Here is a 17,977-nt window from a genome sequence, read left to right on the forward strand (position 1 = left end):
CCGAACCCCGGCTCGATCCCGAACCCCGGCTTGGTCCTGAACTCCGGCCCCTCGAGGCGGAGTTAGGGATCGGCCCGGGGGCGGCCCGGTCAGTACTGCAGCGACTTGTACTGCAGGAACTCCTCCAGCCCGTGCCGGCCCAGCTCACGGCCGAGCCCGGAGTTCTTGTAACCGCCGAACGGCGCCAGCGGGTTGAAGCGGCCGCCGTTGAGGTCGACCTGGCCGGTGTCGAGGCGGCGGGCGAAGGCGGCGGCGGTGTCGGTGTCCGCGGCCCAGACGCCGCCGCCCAGTCCGTAGTCCGTGCCGTTGGCGATCTCGACGGCGTGGTCCTCGTCCCGGTAGGCGAGGACGGCGAGCACCGGGCCGAACACCTCCTCCTGGGCCACCGTCATGTCCGGCGTGACGTCGGCGAGGACGGTCGGGCGGACGTAGAAGCCGACGGGCAGTTCGGCCAGCGGCTCCGGCCCGCCGGCCACCAGCCGGGCGCCCTGCGCGAGCGCGCCCTCCAGGTAGCCGCGGACCCGCGCCAGCTGCCGGGCGCTGACCAGCGGTCCGATCCGGGTCTGCGGGTCGGCCGGGTCTCCCGGCAGGTACTTGGCGGCGGCCTTCGCGGCGATCCCGACCGCCTCCTCGTACTGGTCCCGGTGGACCAGCAGCCGGGTCCACGCGCTGCAGGTCTGGCCGGAGTTGGCGAAGGCGTTGGCGACGTTCACGTTCACCGCGCGGGCCAGGTCGGCACCCGGCAGCACCACGTTGGCGGACTTGCCGCCCAGCTCCAGGGCGACCCGCTTCAGCCCCCGTCCGGCCGTCTCGGCGACCAGTCGGCCGACCGCCGTCGAGCCGGTGAACGACACCACGTCCACCCCCGGATGGGCGACGAGCGCCGCGCCGGCGACCGCACCGGTGCCGGTCACCAGGTTGAACACCCCGGCGGGGAAACCGGCTTCGTCCACCAGCCGGGCGAACAGCCGGGCCACCAGCGGGGTGGACTCGGCCGGCTTCAGGACCACCGGGCAGCCGGCCGCCAGCGCCGGCACGACCTTGGCGACGATCTGGTGCAGCGGGTAGTTCCACGGCGTGATCGCCGCGACGACCCCGGCCGGCTCGGCGTGCACCACCGAGTTGCCGATCCGCTCCTCGAAGGGGTACTCGGCCAGCAGGGTCAGGTAGGAGGTCGCCACGGTGAGCGGCAGCCCGGCGTGCACCGCCCCGGCGAAGCCGACCGGGGCGCCCAACTCGGCGACCACGGTGGCGGTGATCTCCGCCTGGGCACCCGCTATCCCGTCCCGCAGCCGGGTCAGCAGCGCGATCCGTTCCCCGCGCGTGGTGGCGGCCCAGCCCCGGGCGGCCCGGCGGGCCGCGGCCACCGCGGCGTCGACGTCGGCTCCGGCGCCGGCCGGGACGGTGGCGAGCACCTGCTCGGTCGCCGGGTTCAGCACCGCGATGGATCCGGAGTCCCCGGAGGGCCGCCAGGCGCCGTCGATGTACTGGTCGCCGTACTCCGCGAACTCCTGCTCCTGCACGGGTCGTCCTCTCAGCTGGTCAGGCGGCTTAACCAACAGCGCTAGTAAGTAGTTCAGTCAAGGCGGCGGGGCGCCCGCGCGCAAGAGCCAATCCCGCCGAGCGGACCGGCCGGTGAGCGGCGGGCGAACCGCACGGTGCGGTCGGCGGACGGTTCGACACCGCCCCGGCCGTCCGAGCGGCAACTCCACGGAGGACGGGCGGCAACTCCACCGGGGGCGAGGTGATCTGAACCCCCGTCCGGCCGCCCGCCGTTGTGCCGCACCGGTCCCGCCCCCGGGAGGGTGGTGACGCAGCGCAATGGTCACGGACGGACCGGAACCATCCGCTCGTCCGGCCGAATTGACGTCCGGCGGTGAACCCGCAGGTACGGCCTGTTCCGGTAATTCGAGGGTCCCGAGGCCTCCTCATCGGGCGGACACGCGCTGTAGATTGCAACGAAGTCCGCGGTGGGGCCCACCGGCGGTGGAGGGACGACGTGTGCGCGGCCGGACGGCCCGGTTCGTCCCCGAGATCCGACGGGCCGCCCCCGCGCCGAGGTGTGGCTCAGAACCCCCAGGTCTTCCCGTACCGCTAAGGAGCATCCCGTGACCGACACCGCGTTGAAGGGCGAATCGCAAGGGCCCGGTGCACCGACCGTGTTGGAGGACGTGCCGGGGTGGTTCTGGGACCACGACCGGCACTCCTTCGGGTGGTTCCTGGGCCGGCAGACCGAGCGCGGCGTGACGGGCGACCTGATGGAGATGGGCGCCTACCTCGGGCGCAGCGCGATCGTCATCGGCGACCACCTGGAACCCGGCGAGACCTTCACCGTCTGTGACCTGTTCGACTCGGACGCACCGGACGACGAGAACTCCGACGAGATGGACCTCTCCTACCGCAAGACGCTGACCCGCGCCGCCTTCGAGACCAACTACCTGGCCTTCCACGACGCCCTGCCGGAGATCATCCAGGCGCCGACCTCGGCGCTCGCGGGCGGCCGGGTCGCGGCCGGGGCGTTCCGCTTCATCCACATCGACGCCTCGCACCTCTACGAGCACGTGGTGGGCGACCTCCAGGTGGCCCGGGTCGCGCTCCAGGACCAGGGCGTCGTGGTGCTGGACGACTACCGGGCCCAGCACACCCCCGGTGTCGCGGCGGCGACCTGGGAGGCGGTGTTCAACCACGGCCTCAAGCCGATCATGCTCACCGAGTGCAAGTTCTACGGCACGTGGGGCGACCCGGAGCCGTTCCAGCGGGACCTGCTCGACCGGGTGGACCTCGCCGCCGGCTGTCACCTGAGCACCGAGACCCTGAACGGCCGGCGGCTGCTGCGGATGACCGGCGACTCGGAGGGCATCGGGCCGTTCCGCGGCTCCCGCCACGCACCGCGCCCGGGCAGTGGGCGGCCCGAGTCCCGCGGCCCGCTCCGGGCGGGCGAGGGCCAGGCCGCGATCGACCTCGCGGTCCGCCGGGCCCGCGCCGCCGAGGCGCGCCGCCCGGTCAACGTCGCCAAGCGCGCCGTCAAGGAACTGCTGCCCCCGGTCGTCACCTCCGCGATCCGCCGCGTCCGCCGCGGCTGACGCCGGCTCCCGCCCGCCACCGGCCCCCGCCGACGCCGAAGGGCCGGTCGGAAGCCCGACCGGCCCTTCGAAGCACGTACCGCCCGCTCAGACCCGCGAGGGCTCCGCCTCCCCGGCGGCGGCCTCGGCGGCCGCCTCCGCGTCCAGCTCACGGCGCACCTCGGCCAGCGAGGGGTTCGCCCAGGAGCTGGCGACGCCCCAGTAGTAGAACGCCAGCCCGATCGCGGCGACGATCAGCAGGTCCCAGCCCTCCGGCAGGTAGCCGTGGCCGCCGAAGTCGGAGCTGCCGGCCCAGGAGACCCCGGCCATCACGAACAGGTAGGCGACCATCCAGGCACCCGCCTTCAGGTGCGGCTTCAGCTCGGTGAGCGGCTTGCGCAGCTCGTACCAGGCCCAGATCGGCACGCCGGCGGCCATCAGCAGGATGACCTTGCCGGTGAGCGGCCAGCGGGCCCAGTAGAGCACCAGCGAGCCGAAGACCATGGCGATCGGGGCGATCACCGGCATGGCCTTGAGCTTGACCGGCCGCTTGAGGTCCGGGGCGAGGCGGCGCAGCGACATCACGGCGACCGGGCCGGTGATGTACGAGATCACGGTGGCCACCGAGACGATCTCGGCCAGCGAGCCCCAGCCGCGGAAGACCGCGAGGAACAGGAAGGCGACCACCAGGTTCAGCACCAGCGCCGGGCGCGGGATGCCGGTCTTGGCGTCGACCCTGCCGAACAGCTTCGGCAGGTGGCCGTTCTCCTGCACGCCGTGGATCATGCGCGAGGTGGTGGCGGCGTAGATCATGCCGGTGCCGGACGGCGAGACGAAGGCGTCCGCGTACAGCAGCAGGGCGAGCCAGTTGATGCCCCAGGCGATCGCCAGGTCGGCCAGCGGGGAGGTGTAGGAGAGGCTGCTCCAGCCCTGCGACAGGTCGGCGGCCGGGATGGCGCCGATGAACGCGATCTGCAGCGCGACGTAGATGACCAGGGCGATCAGGATCGAGCCGATGACCGCCTTCGGCAGCGACTTGCCGGGGTTGCGGGCCTCGCCGGCCAGGTTGAGCGGCGACTGGAACCCGTTGAAGGCCCAGACGATGCCGGAGACGGCGACGGCGGTGAAGACCGCGCTCCAGCCGTTCGGGGCGAAACCGCCGTGGTCGGTGAAGTGCGAGGTGTCGAAGTGCGCGAGGAGCAGCGCGCCGGCGGTGACGGTCGGCACGACGACCTTGAACACGGTGATCGCCGTGTTGGTCTTGGCGAAGAGCGTGATCGCGAACCAGTTCAGGGCGAAGTAGACCAGCAGCAGCACGCTGGCCAGCGCCACACCGCTGAGGGTGAGCTCCTTGCCGTCGTACAGCCCCTTGGCCCAGTCGAAGTGCCAGGAGCTCATGTACTGGACGGAGGCGGTGGCCTCACCCGGGATGACCGAGACGATGGCGATCCAGTTGGCCCAGGCGGCCAGGTAGCCGGCCAGCGAGCCGTGCGAGTACTGCCCGTACCGGACCATGCCGCCGGCCTTGGGGAACATCGAGCCCAGCTCGCTGTACGTGAGGGCGATGGTGAGCGCCACGGCGGCGCCGATCACCCAGGCGAGGATCGAGGCGGGGCCGGCCAGCCTGGCCGCCCGCTCGGCGCCGAACAACCAGCCGGATCCGATGATCGACCCCAGCCCGACCGCGGTCAGGCTGATGGTGCCGAGCGATCGGCGGTAGTTCTGGTGTGATGCCGTCGACGATTCGGGCTCACTCAACGTATCGGTCCTCTCGCTCGGGGTTCAGCGGTGGTGTCGGGGCTTTTGCGGTTTTGGGTCGGTATTCCGGACAAACCCCAGCAGCCTAGGGTTCGAAAAGGGGCGAAAACCTCAGAGGAAGCTCAAACCACTCGATCGTTGCAATCTCGTGTCCGATTTCCGGACGGGCCCGCTCCGCTCAGCGAGACCGGCGCCACACCGCGACGGGCGGTGGATCAAGGAATGAGGTCGGCGCCGGATCGGAGGGCCGGGCCGGAAAAAGGAAATTCCCCGCGCAATCCTTTCGGATTCCACGGGGAATTTCGATTGTGTCCGAGGGGGGACTTGAACCCCCACGCCCGATAAAGGGCACTAGCACCTCAAGCTAGCGCGTCTGCCATTCCGCCACCCGGACGGGGTGTGTGCTCCGGGGGTTTTTCTCTCGCCCCCTCGGCGACAGAGAGAACATTACCAGGGTTCTGGAGTGCTTCTCACCTGCGTTTCCTCGACGGTGCCCGCGGGCCCGAGGATGGGTCTGCCCGCCGGCCCGACCGCACCCGCCCGCCCACCGGCCCGGCCCACCGCCGCCCCGATGGGACGACCGGTCCGTCCGGGCTGACCGGGCTGACTGGGACGGCTCGCCCGGGCGCTCGAACCCGGCCCGAAGCGATGGTGAGCGCGAAGCAAACGATCGGTTCCGCCCCCACCCGCGATCGATTCCGGACGGAAACGATCCGACACGGGCAACTTGTCGACGGTGCCACGGCCGCACCGACCGCTCTCCTAGCCTCTGTGCACCGAGGGCGCCATGAGCGGATCGCCTGATTCCCGGGTCGCGGACCGAGCGGACGGACGAAGCGGACGAAGGGCGGCTGGACGTGGAGCAGATCAGCGGGACGGCGGAGGCCGAGCCGAGACGCGGCGGCCGGCCCGCCGTCCGCCGCGCGGTCGACGGCCCGGCCGAGGGCGTGTGGCACTTCCGGGAGCCCGCCGTCGAGGCCTCCGTGCCGCGCACCCGTCACGCCGTGCGGGACCGCCTGCTGGCCCAGGGCATGACCGGGGTGCGCTACCAGGAGCTGGTGGACGACGTGCTGCTGATCGTCTCCGAGCTGGTCGGCAACGCGGTGAAGCACGCGGCCGAGCTGTCCCCCGAGGTCACCACCGAGCTGTCGGTGCGCCGGGGCTGGGTGCGGGTCTCGGTCGAGGACGGCGACCCGTACCGGCCGAAGGCGCTGGAGAGCGACACCGGCCGCACCGGCGGGCGCGGACTGCTGCTGGTGAAGAGCGTCACACTGCAGGCCGGCGGGGTGTGCGACGTCGAACACACCGGGGAGGGCGGCAAGGTCATCTGGGCCTCGCTGCCGGTCCCCCCGGAGCCCGAGCGCTGACGGCCGCCCCCGGCGGGGCCCGCGCCCGCACGGAGCGGCCCGTCCCCGCCGGGACGGGCGTCCCCGGGTGTCCGCGGTGGCTACCAGTCCCGCCCGGCGATCTCCCGGATCCCCGGCAGCGCCGCCTCGAAGACCGTCTCGAACCAGACCGAGAACGGCCGCTCCGCCCGCAGCTCGCGCAGTTCCTGCGCGGTCACGAAGGCGTAGTCGTCGACCTCCTCCGGGTCCGGCTCGACCGGCCCGGTGACCAGCCCGACGAACAGGTGGTTCCACTCCCGCTCGATCAGCCCGGAGGCCTCGTCCGGCAGGTCGTAGCGGACCGTCCCGGCCTCGCAGAGCAGGGCCGGGGCGACGCCCAGCTCCTCGGCGGTGCGCCGGGCGGCGGCGACGAACGGCGGCTCGTCCGGGTACGGGTGTCCGCAGCAGGTGTTCGACCAGACGCCGGGGGAGTGGTACTTGCCGAGCGCCCGGCGCTGGAGCAGCAGTCGGCCCTGGCGGTCGAACAGGAAGACCGAGAACGCCCGGTGCAGCCGGCCCGGCATCTGGTGGGCCCAGAGCTTCTCGGCGGTGCCGATCGTGACGCCTTCGTCGTCGACCAGTTCCAGCAGGATCTCGGCGCCGGCGGGGGCGGCGAAGGCCCGCGGGTCGACCGTCACGTCTGTCTCCACGTCCAGACCGCTGTCGATGTCGGCGGCGAAGTGGTTCGGGTCGGTCGGACTCTGGGGCATGGGGCCTCTTTCGGGAGCGGGAGCAACGGGAGCAACGGGTGCGTCTTGTGCACCGGGTGGAGTGCATCGGACGCAGCGGGGGCACCGGCGCCGGCGTCGGTGCCCAGTCTGCCGTATGGGTGGCGGTCCGGACGGGTCCCACGCACATCCGGGCGGATCATGACCACGAGGAGTCCGGATCCGGCCGGAGAAGGGTCCGGGACGTCCACGGAAGGGTCATTGGTCTCGAAGAACAGTTCGGAATCCGTTCCCATCGTGTTCGAACACCGCTCCTCCACCCCACCGTCACCTCGCCGCCTCCGGGTGCGTTCGGGTGGGTCGCCCGGGTCGCCTACCATCACTTACGAAACGCTGCCCGGATCTGTGCCGATTCGGCGCGCCGCCGCCGGGCCCGGCCGAACGCCGGTCCGGGGGCCGACAGCGCGCCGCCGTGACGTCGGCACACCCCGCGCGCACCGCACGACGCACGACGGATCAGGAGACCCCGCATGATCGGCCTCGTTCTGGCAGCCGGCGCCGGCCGCCGGCTGCGCCCGTACACCGACACCCTGCCCAAGGCGCTGGTGCCGGTCGACGGGGAGCGGACCGTCCTGGACCTCACCCTCGGCAACTTCGCCGAGGTCGGACTGCGCGACGCGGCGATCGTCGTCGGCTACCGCAAGGAGGCGGTCCGCGACCGCAAGGACGCCCTGGAGAGCAAGTACGGCGTCAAGCTGCACCTGGTCGAGAACGACAAGGCCGAGGAGTGGAACAACGCCTACTCGCTCTGGTGCGCCCGCGACCTCTTCGCCGAGGGCCTGCTGCTCGCCAACGGCGACACCGTCCACCCGGCCTCCGTCCAGCGCACCATGCTGGAGGGCAACCAGCGGCTCGTCGAGAGCGGCCGAGCCCCCGGCATCCTGCTCGCCCTCGACACGGTGAAGAAGCTCGCCGACGAGGAGATGAAGGTCGTCGTCGACCCGGCCACCGGGATGCGCCGGATCACCAAGCTGATGGACCCGGTCGAGGCGACCGGCGAGTACATCGGCGTCACCGTGATCAACCCGGCCGCCGCCGCCGACCTCACCGACGCGCTGCGCGCCACCTACGAGCGCGACCCGCAGCTGTACTACGAGGACGGCTACCAGGAGATGGTCAACCGGGGCCTGCGGATCGACGTGCAGCCGATCGGCGAGGTCTCCTGGGTCGAGGTCGACAACCACGACGACCTGGCGAAGGCGCGGGAGATCGCGTGCCAGTACTGACCCGACTGGTCCCGTCGCCGCTGTTCGCCGAGATCCGCCCGGGCGCGCTGGACGCGCTCGGCGGCATCCTGGCGGACCAGCGGCTGTCCGCCTCGGGCCGGATCGCGGTGGCGATCAGCAACGGCTCCGGCGCCGCGATGCGGGAGCGCCTGGAGCCGGCCCTGCCCGGCGCCGACTGGTTCAACGTGGACGACGGCAGCCTCGACAGTGCGGTGCGCTTCGCCGAGGAGATGCGCGGCAAGCACTACGACGCGGTCGTCGGCCTCGGCGGCGGCAAGATCATCGACGCCGCCAAGTACGCCGCCGCCCGGGTCGGCCTGCCGGTGGTCGCGGTGGCCACCAACCTGGCCCACGACGGCATCTGCTCGCCGGTCTCCACCCTCGACAACGACGCCGGCCGGGGCTCCTACGGGGTGCCCGGCCCGATCGGCATCATCGTCGACCTGGACGTGATCCGGCAGGCGCCGCAGCGCTTCGTGGCGGCCGGCATCGGGGACGTCGTCTCCAACATCTCGGCCTGCGCGGACTGGGAGTTGTCGCACACGGTCACCGGCGAGCCGGTGGACGGACTGGCCGTCGCGATGGCCCGCTCGGCGGGCGAGAACCTGCTGCGGCACCCGGGGAGCACCCAGGACCAGGACCTCCTGACGGCCCTCGCCGAAGCCCTGGTACTGTCCGGCATCGCGATGAACATCGCGGGCAGCACCCGTCCCTCCTCGGGCGCCTGCCACGAGATCTCGCATGCCCTGGACGTGCTGTACCCCAAGCGTTCCGCCCAGCACGGCGAACAGGTGGGCCTCGGCGCCGCGTTCGCCAGTTTCCTGCGGGGCGAGCGCGAGCTGACCGGACTGATCGTGGAGCGCCTGGCGCACCACGGGCTGCCGGTGACCGCAGCTCAAATCGGTTTCACCGAAGCGGAGTTCACCGAGGCCGTGCACTACGCTCCGAACACCCGCCCGGGGCGCTTCACCATCCTGGAACACCTCGACCTCTCCCCCTCCGCAATCAGGGACGCGTACGCCGACTATGTCCAAGCCGTCAACAGCTGACCCCTCCACCGCGGGCGCCGAGCGGCCCCCGGTGGACCTGACCCGCCGGCCCTCGATCGAGGAACTGCGGGCGGTGATCCACCCGGAGGGCATGCTCCAGCGCCGCAGCGCCGAGCACTGGGCCGGACGCCTGTACATGCGGCGGATCTCGCTGCGGATCACCCGCGTGCTGTCCACCGTGACGGCGATCACGCCCAACGGCCTGACCTACCTGATGATGTTCACCGGCATCCTGGCCGGTGCCGCGCTGGTCCTGCCGGGCATCACCGGCGCCGTCCTGGGCGCCCTGCTGATCCAGGTGTACCTGCTGCTGGACTGCGTGGACGGCGAGGTGGCCCGGTGGCGCCGGCAGACCTCGCTCACCGGCGTCTACCTGGACCGGGTCGGCCACTACATGTCCGAGGCGGCCCTGCTGACCGGCCTCGGCCTGCGTGCCACCGACCTGCTGCACCGCGAGGGCAGCGGCTCGCACTGGGAGTGGGCCTTCCTGGGCACGCTGGCCGCGCTCGGCGCGATCCTGATCAAGTCCGAGACGGACCTGGTGGACGTGGCCCGGGCCCGCAGCGGCATGACCGCCGTCGAGGACAGCGCCTCGGTGCCGCGCTCGTCCTCGGTGGCCAAGGCCCGCAAGGCGGCCTCCCTGCTGAAGTTCCACCGGCTGGTCGGCGCGGTCGAGGCCTCGCTGTTCATCCTGGCGGCCGGGATCGCCGACGCCGTGCACGGCGGGCTGTTCTTCACCCGGCTCGCGGTCGTGGTGCTGGCGGCGATCGCCATGCTGCAGACCGTGCTGCACCTCCTGAGCATCGTCCTTTCGAGCAGGCTGCGATGAACACTGCGATGAACACTGCGATGAACGCCCCGACCACCGCCGAGGACTTCCGCCTCGGCGTGGTCATCATCACCATGGGCAACCGGCCGGTCGAGCTCAACGCCCTGATCGAGTCGGTCCGCGCCCAGGAGGGCCCGGCGGTCGAGTTCGCCGTGGTCGGCCAGGGTGCCGAGCTGCCCCCGCTGCCCGCGGGCGTGCGCACCGTCGTGCTGCCGGAGAACCTCGGCATCCCGGGCGGCCGCAACGTCGGCATCGAGCTGTTCGGCCCGGACGGCCGGGAGGTGGACGCCGTCCTCTTCCTGGACGACGACGGCCTGCTGCCGCGCACCGACTCGGCCCGGTTGCTGCGCGAGGCCTTCACCACCGACCCGGAGCTGGGCATCGTGTCCTTCCGGATCGAGGACCCGGAGACCGGGGTCACCCAGCGCCGGCACGTCCCCCGGCTGCGCGCCAGCGACCCGCTGCGCTCCTCCCGGGTGACCACCTTCCTGGGCGGCGCGAGCGCCGTGCGCTGCAAGGTGTTCGAGCAGGCCGGGCAGCTGCCCGCCGAGTTCTTCTACGCCCACGAGGAGACCGACCTCGCGTGGCGCGCCCTGGACGCCGGCTGGGCCATCGACTACCGGGCGGACGTGGTGCTGCACCACCCCGCCACGTCGCCGGCCCGGCACGCGACCTACTTCCACAACGTGGCCCGCAACAGGGTCTGGCTCGCGAGGCGGAACCTTCCGGCCCCGTTGGTGCCTCTCTATCTGGGAACCTGGTTTCTGCTGACCCTGGCCCGACGCCCCTCCGCGGAGGGGCTGAAGGCCTGGCTGGGCGGATTCCGGGCGGGCTTCCGCGAACCCTGCGGTCCGCGGAAGCCGATGCGATGGCGTACCGTCTGGCGACTGACCAGGATGGGCCGACCTCCGATCATCTGATTGGATCAGACGATCGATCGCCACGGCCGGTGACCACACACCGGCCGGAATCCCCCCGTGATCCCAGTGGATCCCCATCGGCGCAAGGCCGGCGGACCCCCGCCGACCGGCCGCCCCGACCGATCCCGCGCGAAGGACGAATGTGTCGACAGTGAGTGAACCCGTCAGCCTCTCAGCCCCCACGGGGGCGGACGCGGGCCTGACCCCCAAGCAGCTTGCGGACAAGTACGGTCTGTCGGTGAGCGGTGCCCGCCCCGGACTGTTCGCCTACACCAAGCAGCTCTGGAGCCGACGCCACTTCATCTGGGCCTTCGCCACCGCCCGTCTGGTGGCCCAGTACACCGACGCCAAGCTGGGCCAGCTCTGGCAGGTCGTGACCCCGCTGCTCAACTGCGGGGTGTTCTACCTGGTCTTCGGCGTGATCCTGGCGAGCAAGCAGGGCTTCCCCGGGCACACCTACATCTCCTGGCTGTGCATCGGCGTCTTCGTCTTCCAGTTCACCCAGAACGCGGTGCAGTCCGGCACCCGGGCGATCTCCGACAACCTCGGCCTGATCCGGGCGCTGCACTTCCCGCGCGCCAGCCTGCCGATCGCCTTCACCGTGATCCAGCTCCAGCAGCTGCTGATCTCGATGGTCGTCCTGGTCATCACCGTGCTGGCGGGCGGCATCACGCCGGGCAAGACCTGGCTGCTGGTCATCCCGGCGCTGCTGCTGCAGACGCTGTTCAACACCGGTGTCTCGCTGATCTTCGCCCGGATCGGTTCCAAGACCAGCGACATCTCCCAGCTGATCCCGTTCGTGATGCGGGCCTGGATGTTCCTGTCCGGCGTGATGTTCAGCATCCAGGACAAGATCCAGAGCTGGTCGCCCGTCATCCAGAAGATCATGGCCCTCAACCCGGCCTCGGTCTACATGGACCTGGTGCGCCACGCCTTCGCGCCGATCATCTACAACAAGCACCAGCCCGTGCACCAGACCCTGCCGCCGCACCAGTGGACGTACGGCATCGCCTGGGCGGTCGGGATCTTCATCATCGGATACGTCTTCTTCTGGAAGGCCGAGGAGGAGTACGGCCGTGGCTGACACCGACCTGAGCAAGCGCGACGTCGTGACGGACACCAAGGTCGCCCGCGAGCCCACCGTCGTCGTCGACGACGTGCACATCGTCTACCGGGTGCACGGCGCCGGCTCCGGCAAGGGCAGCGCCACCTCGGCGATCAGCCGCATCCTCAGCCGCAAGCGCGGCGCCGGCGTGCGCGAGGTGCACGCGGTGAAGGGCATCAGCTTCACCGCGTACAAGGGCGAGGCGATCGGCCTGATCGGCTCCAACGGCTCCGGCAAGTCGACCATGCTGGCTGCCATCGCGGGCCTGCTGCCGACCGAGAAGGGCGGCATCTACACCAACGGCCAGCCCTCGCTGCTGGGCGTCAACGCGGCCCTGATGAACGAGCTCACCGGTGAGCGCAACGTCATCCTGGGCTGCCTGGCGATGGGCATGACCCCGGCCCAGGTGAAGGCCCGCTACCAGGAGATCGTCGACTTCTCCGGCATCAACGACAAGGGCGACTTCATCTCCCTGCCGATGCGCACCTACTCCTCCGGCATGGGGGCCCGGCTGCGCTTCTCGATCGCCGCCGCCAAGACCCACGACGTGCTGCTGATCGACGAGGCGCTGGCCACCGGTGACCAGGCCTTCCAGCAGCGCAGCAAGAAGCGCATCGACGAGCTGCGCGGCTCCGCCGGTACGGTCTTCCTGGTCAGCCACGACAACAACTCGATCCGCGAGGTCTGCGAGCGGACCATCTGGATCGAGGCCGGCGAGCTGGTCATGGACGGCCCGACCGACGAGGTCGTCGGCCGCTACGAGCGCGGCGAGCGCCCGTAGCCGCCCGCGCGAAAAGCCCTGGCACCGAAGGGCCGGTCCCGGAATACTCCGGAACCGGCCCTTCGGTGTGTCGCCCTACCCCGGGTGGCCCGCCGCCGCGGGGGTGAGCGCCACCGTGCGCCGGGCGGGGCGCTCTTCTCGGGCGCGTCGCGGAGTGTCAGGCTGGGGGCCGCGGGGGCGGTGTGCCGTGCGTGACGCCCGCGCTCGGACGCGTGTCCGAGTCGGACCGGTGGTACCCAGCGGTGTAGAACGGGGGAGTGACTGCAGTGTCGGCTTCGGCCCAGCCCAGAGATACGCCGGTGAACCCGTCCGCGGGGCAGACCCTGGAGAAGGCGGGTGCGGAGAACTTCCCGGTCGCCCCCTTCTTCCTGCCCGCGGCCTGGCGCGACGACCTGATGGCCGTCTACGGCTTCGCCCGGCTGGTCGACGACGCCGGCGACGGCGACCTCGCCGACCCGGCGGCCACCGCCGCCCTGCTCGGGGTCGAGCAGCGGCCCCCCGCCACCCCTTCGGCCCAGTCCGGCCCGCCGAGCCCGGCGGAGGCCTCCTTCCGGCTCGCGCTGCTCGACGGACTGGAGCGGGACCTCGACCGGGTGTTCGAGACGGCGCTGGGCTCCGGCACCGCCGACCGGCCCCGGCACCCCCTGATGGCCCCGCTGGTCCCGCTGGTCGACCGGCACGGCCTGACCCCCGAGCCGTTCCGCCGTCTGATCGAGGCCAACCGGGTGGACCAGACCACCGCCCGCTACGCCACCTACGACGACCTGGTCGGCTACTGCCGGCTCTCCGCGGACCCGGTCGGCCGCCTGGTGCTGGCCATCGCGGGCGTCTCCACCCCTGAGCGGATCGAGCTCTCCGACGCGATCTGCACCGCCCTCCAACTGGTCGAACACCTGCAGGACGTGGCCGAGGACCTCTCCCGCGGCCGGATCTACCTCCCCACCGAGGACCTCGAACGCTTCGGCGTCACTGAGCAGGAGCTCGCCGAGCCCGCCGCGACCGGTGCGGTGCGGGAACTGATCGCCTTCGAGGCCGAACGGGCCCGCACCCTGCTCGACCACGGCGCACCATTGGTAGGTACGGTTCGGGGGAGGCTTCGACTGCTCCTGGCGGGATTCACCGCAGGTGGTTACGCGGCCCTGGCGGCCGTCGAGGACGCCGGGTACGACGTGATCGCCCGGCAGGCGAAGCCGGACAAGCGCCGCCTCGCAGCGAAGGCGGCGGCCATCTTCGCGAAGGGAAGGTGAACGCCCGAGTGGCGGCATCACCACTGGCGTCGGCCCCGGTCATGGCGGCGTACCGGTACTGCGAGGCAGTCACCGGACTGCAGGCACGCAACTTCAGCTACGGCATCCGCCTGCTGCCCGAACCCAAGCGGCTGGCCATGTCGGCCCTGTACGCGCTGGCCCGCCGGGTCGACGACATCGGCGACGGCGACCTCCCGGACGACCGCAAGGCCGAGGCGCTGGTGCGCACCCGGGAACTGGTGGACGAGGTCCGCTCCGGGGCGGTCGCCGAGGACGACACCGACCCGATCAAGGTCGCACTGGCCGACGCGGCCCGGCGCTTCCCGATCCCGCTCGGCGGCTTCGACGAGCTGATCGACGGCGTGGAGATGGACCTCAAGGGCGCCGAGTACCAGACGTACGAGGAGCTGAAGGTCTACTGCCGCTGCGTGGCCGGCGCGATCGGCCGGCTCTCGCTGGGCGTCTACGGCTGCGACGACCCCGAGCGCGGGGCGCACTACGCGGACACCCTGGGCCTGGCCCTGCAGCTCACCAACATCCTGCGCGACCTGCGCGAGGACGCCCTGACCGGCCGCACCTACCTGCCCACCGAGGACCTGGCCCGGTTCGGCTGCGAGCAGGGCTTCGCGCTGCCCAAGCCGCCGGTGGGCGCCGACTTCACCGGACTGGTGGCCTTCGAGGCCGCCCGCGCCCAGGCCGCCTTCGAGGAGGGCCTGCGCCTGCTGCCGATGCTCGACCGCCGCAGCCGCGCCTGCACCGCCGCGATGGCCGGGATCTACCACCGGCTGCTCGGCCGGATCGCCGCCGACCCGGAGTCGGTGCTCCGCGGCCGGGTCTCGCTGCCGGGCTGGGAGAAGGCGTACGTCGCGCTTTCCGGGCTCGCCGGGGGGCGTTCTTGAATCTCGCCACAGTTCTGTCACGCTGTGTCAGCGGGGAATCACATCCGGGTCGGGCCGTGTTGAGCACGATGTCGACCACGAAGGTGCCGGCCGCGAGCGGGCCGGCCACCGCGACCGCCGCCGGGCGGTCCGGCGAGCGCAAGGGGGAGGGCCGATGACCGGGCGAGCCGATCCCGCGCGCCCGGCCGCCGTCGTGGTCGGCGGCGGCCTGGCCGGCATCACCACCGCACTGCGGCTGGCCGAGGCGGGCCACGACGTCACCCTCGCCGAGGGGCGTCCCCGGCTCGGCGGCCTGGCCTTCTCCTTCCAGCGCGGCGAGCTGACCGTCGACAACGGCCAGCACGTCTTCCTGCGCTGCTGCACCGCCTACCGCGGCCTGCTGGAACGCCTCGGCGCCACCCGGATGACCCACCTCCAGGACCGGCTGGACGTCCCGGTGCTCTCCGTCACCGGCCCCGACCGGGCGCCGGTGCGCACCCTCGGCCGACTGCGCCGGGCCGGGCTGCCCGTCCCGCTGCACCTGGCCGGGAGCCTGGCCCGCTATCCGCACCTGTCCCCGGGCGACCGGGCGCGGGTGGTCCGCGGCGCGCTCGCGCTGAACGGCCTGGACCTCGCCGACCCGGCGCTGGACGGCCTCTCCTTCGGCGAGTGGCTGCGCCGCAACGGCCAGAACGCCGCCACCACGGCCGCGCTCTGGGACCTGGTCGGGGTGGCCACCCTGAACGCCCGGGCCGACCAGGTGTCGCTGGCGCTCGCCGCGATGGTGTTCAAGACCGGCCTGCTCTCCGACCCGGGCGCCTCGGACATCGGCATCGCCGCCGTCCCGCTCGGCGTGATCCACCACGACCGGGCGCTCGCGGAGCTGGAGCGCGCCGGCGTGCGCGTCCTGCTGCGCGCCCGGGTAGCGGAGCTCAAGCCCGCCGCGCCCCAGCACGCCGTCCGGCTGGAGGGCGGCGAGCTGCTCACCGCGGACACCGTCGTGCTGGCCGGCGCCCAGGACACCGCGGCGGCCCTGCTGCCCCCCGGCGCCGTCCCCCACCGGTTGGCGGAGCTCGGCACCACGCCGATCCTCAACGTGCACGTGGTCTACGACCGCAAGGTGCTGCGCCGGCCGTTCTTCGCCGCGCTCGGCAGCCCGGTCCAGTGGGTGTTCGACCGGACCACCCACTCGGGCCTGGCGGGCACCCCGATCGGCCGCGCCCACCCCGGCGCGCAGTACCTGGCCCTCTCGCAGTCCGCCGTCCAGGACGAGATCGACCTGCCGGTCGCCGAACTGCGCGACCGCTACCTGCCCGAGCTGGCCCGGCTGCTCCCGGCCGCGGCCGGCGCCGAGGTGCTGGACTTCTTCGTCACCCGGGAGCGCACCGCCACCTTCGACGGGGCCCCGGGCAGCGCCGCGCTGCGTCCCGGGGCCGGGACGGCCGTCCCCGGGCTGCTGCTGGCGGGTGCCTGGACCGCCACCGGCTGGCCCGCGACCATGGAGGGCGCCGTGCGCAGCGGCCACGCCGCCGCCGACGCCGCGCTCGCCGCGGCCGGCGGCCGGGTTCCGGTGGACCGGGGCGACGGGCGGTGGCCCAGGTGACGGCGGGCCCCGGCGCCGGAGAGCCCGCCAGAGCCGACGGGCGTAGCGTCGGCCTCGTCGGACGTACCGACACCGTTCGCCCCGGCACCACCGGCACTGGCACCACTCGCACTGGCACCAGCCGCACCGACAGCACCCGGCCGCCCCGTGCGGTCCGGCCCCACGAGGGAGAGGTAACGCACGTGGAGTCACGCACCGGCATCGCCGTCGGAGGCACGGCGCACGCCGAACCGGTCTCGGTGCCGGAGCTGCTCGCCCGCAGCCGTACGCTCTGCACGCCGCCGCTCCGGGCCGCCGTCGCCCGTCTGGCCGCACCGATGGACACCGTCGCCGCCTACCACTTCGGCTGGATCGACCGGGACGGCACCCCGGTGGAGGGCGACGGCGGCAAGGCCGTGCGCCCGGCCCTGGCGCTGCTGTCGGCCCGGGCGGCCGGTGCGGCGGCCGAGACGGGCGTGCCCGGCGGGGTCGCTGTTGAACTGGTGCACAACTTCTCGCTCCTTCATGATGATCTGATGGACGGCGACGAGACCCGGCGGCACCGGGCCACCGCCTGGACGGTCTTCGGGCCGGCCCAGGCGATCCTGGTCGGCGACGCCCTGGCGACGCTCGGCACGGAGGTGCTGCTCGACGCCGCGCTGACCGGCGGGGCCAGCCCCACCGACGCCGCGCGGGCCGTCCGGCTGCTCACCACGGCGACCCGCCGGCTGATCGACGGCCAGGCGATGGACGTCGCCTTCGAGCAGCGCGACACCGTCACCGTCGCCGAGTGCCTGGAGATGGAGGGCGGCAAGACGGCGGCCCTGCTGTCCGCCGCCTCGGCGATCGGCGCCGTCCTGGCCGGGGCCGACGACCAGGTCTCCGGCGCGCTCGAGCGCTACGGCCACCACCTGGGCCTGGCCTTCCAGGCGGTGGACGACCTGCTCGGCATCTGGGGCGCGACCGAGGTCACCGGCAAGCCGCACTGGGGCGACCTGCGCCAGCGCAAGAAGTCCCTGCCGGTCGCCGCCGCGCTGGCCGAGGGCGGGACCGCCTCCCGCCGGCTGGCCGAGCAGCTCGCGGACCCGAAGGGCCGGGGCGAGGAGGACGAGCCCGAGCTCGCCGCCCGGGCCGCGCTGATCGAGGAGGCCGGCGGCCGCGCCTGGACCCAGGAGGAGGCCCGCCGCCAGCACACGACTGCCCTCGCCGCCCTGGACGAGGTGCCCATGTCCGACGAGGTGCGCGAGCACTTCGTCGCACTCGCCGAATTCGTGGTGGTACGAGAGAGGTGACGTTACGTTGACAGCAACCGCGGACGGCCGGCTCGACCCTGAGTACGATTCCGAGCCGGTCGCGGTGGGCGACCGCCCCCCGACCCTGCTGGGCGCGGGGCGGCGGCAGCCCGAGGACACCGGCCGGCCGCGGCC

The 17,977-nt window shown here is 72.5% G+C and carries 15 protein-coding genes and 1 tRNA gene; 12 read left to right on the forward strand and 4 right to left on the reverse strand.

The annotated features are described in order from the left end of the window. Positions 1–89 precede the first annotated feature (89 nt). Positions 90–1,523, reverse strand: coding sequence for an aldehyde dehydrogenase family protein (locus tag AB0O91_RS20265; protein ID WP_363434938.1), 1,434 nt, complete (start codon positions 1,521–1,523; stop codon positions 90–92). Between the two features lie 585 nt (positions 1,524–2,108). Here AB0O91_RS20265 and AB0O91_RS20270 point away from each other — a divergent pair. Beyond that, a complete protein-coding gene (locus tag AB0O91_RS20270; protein ID WP_363434941.1) occupies positions 2,109–3,083 on the forward strand; it encodes a class I SAM-dependent methyltransferase in 975 nt (324 codons plus the stop codon). A gap of 87 nt (positions 3,084–3,170) precedes the next feature. Here the strand turns inward: AB0O91_RS20270 and AB0O91_RS20275 are convergent, their stop codons facing one another. Together AB0O91_RS20275 and AB0O91_RS20280 are read right to left on the reverse strand one after the other, a co-directional pair. Next, the gene (locus AB0O91_RS20275; RefSeq protein ID WP_363434944.1) at positions 3,171–4,820 is read right to left on the reverse strand and encodes an APC family permease; all 1,650 of its coding nucleotides are present in this window, start codon (positions 4,818–4,820) and stop codon (positions 3,171–3,173) included. Positions 4,821–5,129: 309 nt separating this feature from the next. Then, positions 5,130–5,214: transfer RNA gene (locus tag AB0O91_RS20280), tRNA-Leu, on the reverse strand. A 553-nt stretch (positions 5,215–5,767) separates the two neighbouring features. On the opposite strand from AB0O91_RS20280, the gene AB0O91_RS20285 reads away from it, so the two are divergent. After that, the gene (locus AB0O91_RS20285) at positions 5,768–6,187 is read left to right on the forward strand and encodes an ATP-binding protein (protein WP_363434977.1); all 420 of its coding nucleotides are present in this window, start codon (positions 5,768–5,770) and stop codon (positions 6,185–6,187) included. Between the two features lie 80 nt (positions 6,188–6,267). On the opposite strand, the gene idi is transcribed toward AB0O91_RS20285, so the two are convergent. Beyond that, complete coding sequence (gene idi / locus AB0O91_RS20290; protein ID WP_363434947.1) at positions 6,268–6,915, reverse strand: isopentenyl-diphosphate Delta-isomerase; 648 nt, start codon at positions 6,913–6,915, stop codon at positions 6,268–6,270. Positions 6,916–7,403: 488 nt separating this feature from the next. On the opposite strand from idi, the gene AB0O91_RS20295 reads away from it, so the two are divergent. The 10 genes from AB0O91_RS20295 (at position 7,404) to AB0O91_RS20340 (ending at position 17,842) form a co-directional block, all read left to right on the forward strand. Beyond that, positions 7,404–8,159: a phosphocholine cytidylyltransferase family protein gene (locus AB0O91_RS20295; RefSeq protein ID WP_363434950.1), complete on the forward strand. Its 756-nt coding sequence runs from the start codon at positions 7,404–7,406 to the stop codon at positions 8,157–8,159. Then, on the forward strand, positions 8,147–9,208 hold the full coding sequence (locus AB0O91_RS20300) for an iron-containing alcohol dehydrogenase family protein (protein WP_363434953.1): 1,062 nt from the start codon (positions 8,147–8,149) through the stop codon (positions 9,206–9,208). The genes AB0O91_RS20295 and AB0O91_RS20300 overlap by 13 nt, the downstream gene beginning before the upstream one ends. Before the next feature lie 91 nt (positions 9,209–9,299). Next, positions 9,300–10,037: a CDP-alcohol phosphatidyltransferase family protein gene (locus AB0O91_RS20305; protein ID WP_363434979.1), complete on the forward strand. Its 738-nt coding sequence runs from the start codon at positions 9,300–9,302 to the stop codon at positions 10,035–10,037. A gap of 8 nt (positions 10,038–10,045) precedes the next feature. Further along, positions 10,046–10,957: a glycosyltransferase gene (locus AB0O91_RS20310; RefSeq protein WP_363434956.1), complete on the forward strand. Its 912-nt coding sequence runs from the start codon at positions 10,046–10,048 to the stop codon at positions 10,955–10,957. A 142-nt stretch (positions 10,958–11,099) separates the two neighbouring features. Further along, positions 11,100–12,041, forward strand: coding sequence for an ABC transporter permease (locus AB0O91_RS20315; RefSeq protein WP_350512772.1), 942 nt, complete (start codon positions 11,100–11,102; stop codon positions 12,039–12,041). Then, the gene (locus AB0O91_RS20320; RefSeq protein ID WP_363434959.1) at positions 12,034–12,843 is read left to right on the forward strand and encodes an ABC transporter ATP-binding protein; all 810 of its coding nucleotides are present in this window, start codon (positions 12,034–12,036) and stop codon (positions 12,841–12,843) included. Before AB0O91_RS20315 ends, AB0O91_RS20320 begins: the two co-directional genes overlap by 8 nt. Positions 12,844–13,142: 299 nt before the next feature. After that, complete coding sequence (gene hpnC, locus AB0O91_RS20325; RefSeq protein ID WP_363434962.1) at positions 13,143–14,090, forward strand: squalene synthase HpnC; 948 nt, start codon at positions 13,143–13,145, stop codon at positions 14,088–14,090. Between the two features lie 41 nt (positions 14,091–14,131). Beyond that, positions 14,132–14,989 (forward strand): presqualene diphosphate synthase HpnD, encoded by an 858-nt coding sequence (gene hpnD / locus AB0O91_RS20330; RefSeq protein ID WP_363434982.1) that lies wholly within the window; start codon positions 14,132–14,134, stop codon positions 14,987–14,989. Positions 14,990–15,143: 154 nt separating this feature from the next. Further along, positions 15,144–16,571 (forward strand): hydroxysqualene dehydroxylase HpnE, encoded by a 1,428-nt coding sequence (hpnE, locus tag AB0O91_RS20335; RefSeq protein ID WP_363434964.1) that lies wholly within the window; start codon positions 15,144–15,146, stop codon positions 16,569–16,571. Between the two features lie 200 nt (positions 16,572–16,771). Further along, positions 16,772–17,842 carry a polyprenyl synthetase family protein gene (locus AB0O91_RS20340; RefSeq protein ID WP_363434985.1) on the forward strand — a complete coding sequence of 357 codons (1,071 nt, stop codon included), beginning with the start codon at positions 16,772–16,774 and terminating at the stop codon, positions 17,840–17,842. Positions 17,843–17,977: the final 135 nt, after the last annotated feature.

This window comes from Kitasatospora sp. NPDC089797, assembly GCF_040684795.1.
In the GTDB taxonomy this organism is placed as follows: Bacteria; Actinomycetota; Actinomycetes; order Streptomycetales; family Streptomycetaceae; genus Kitasatospora.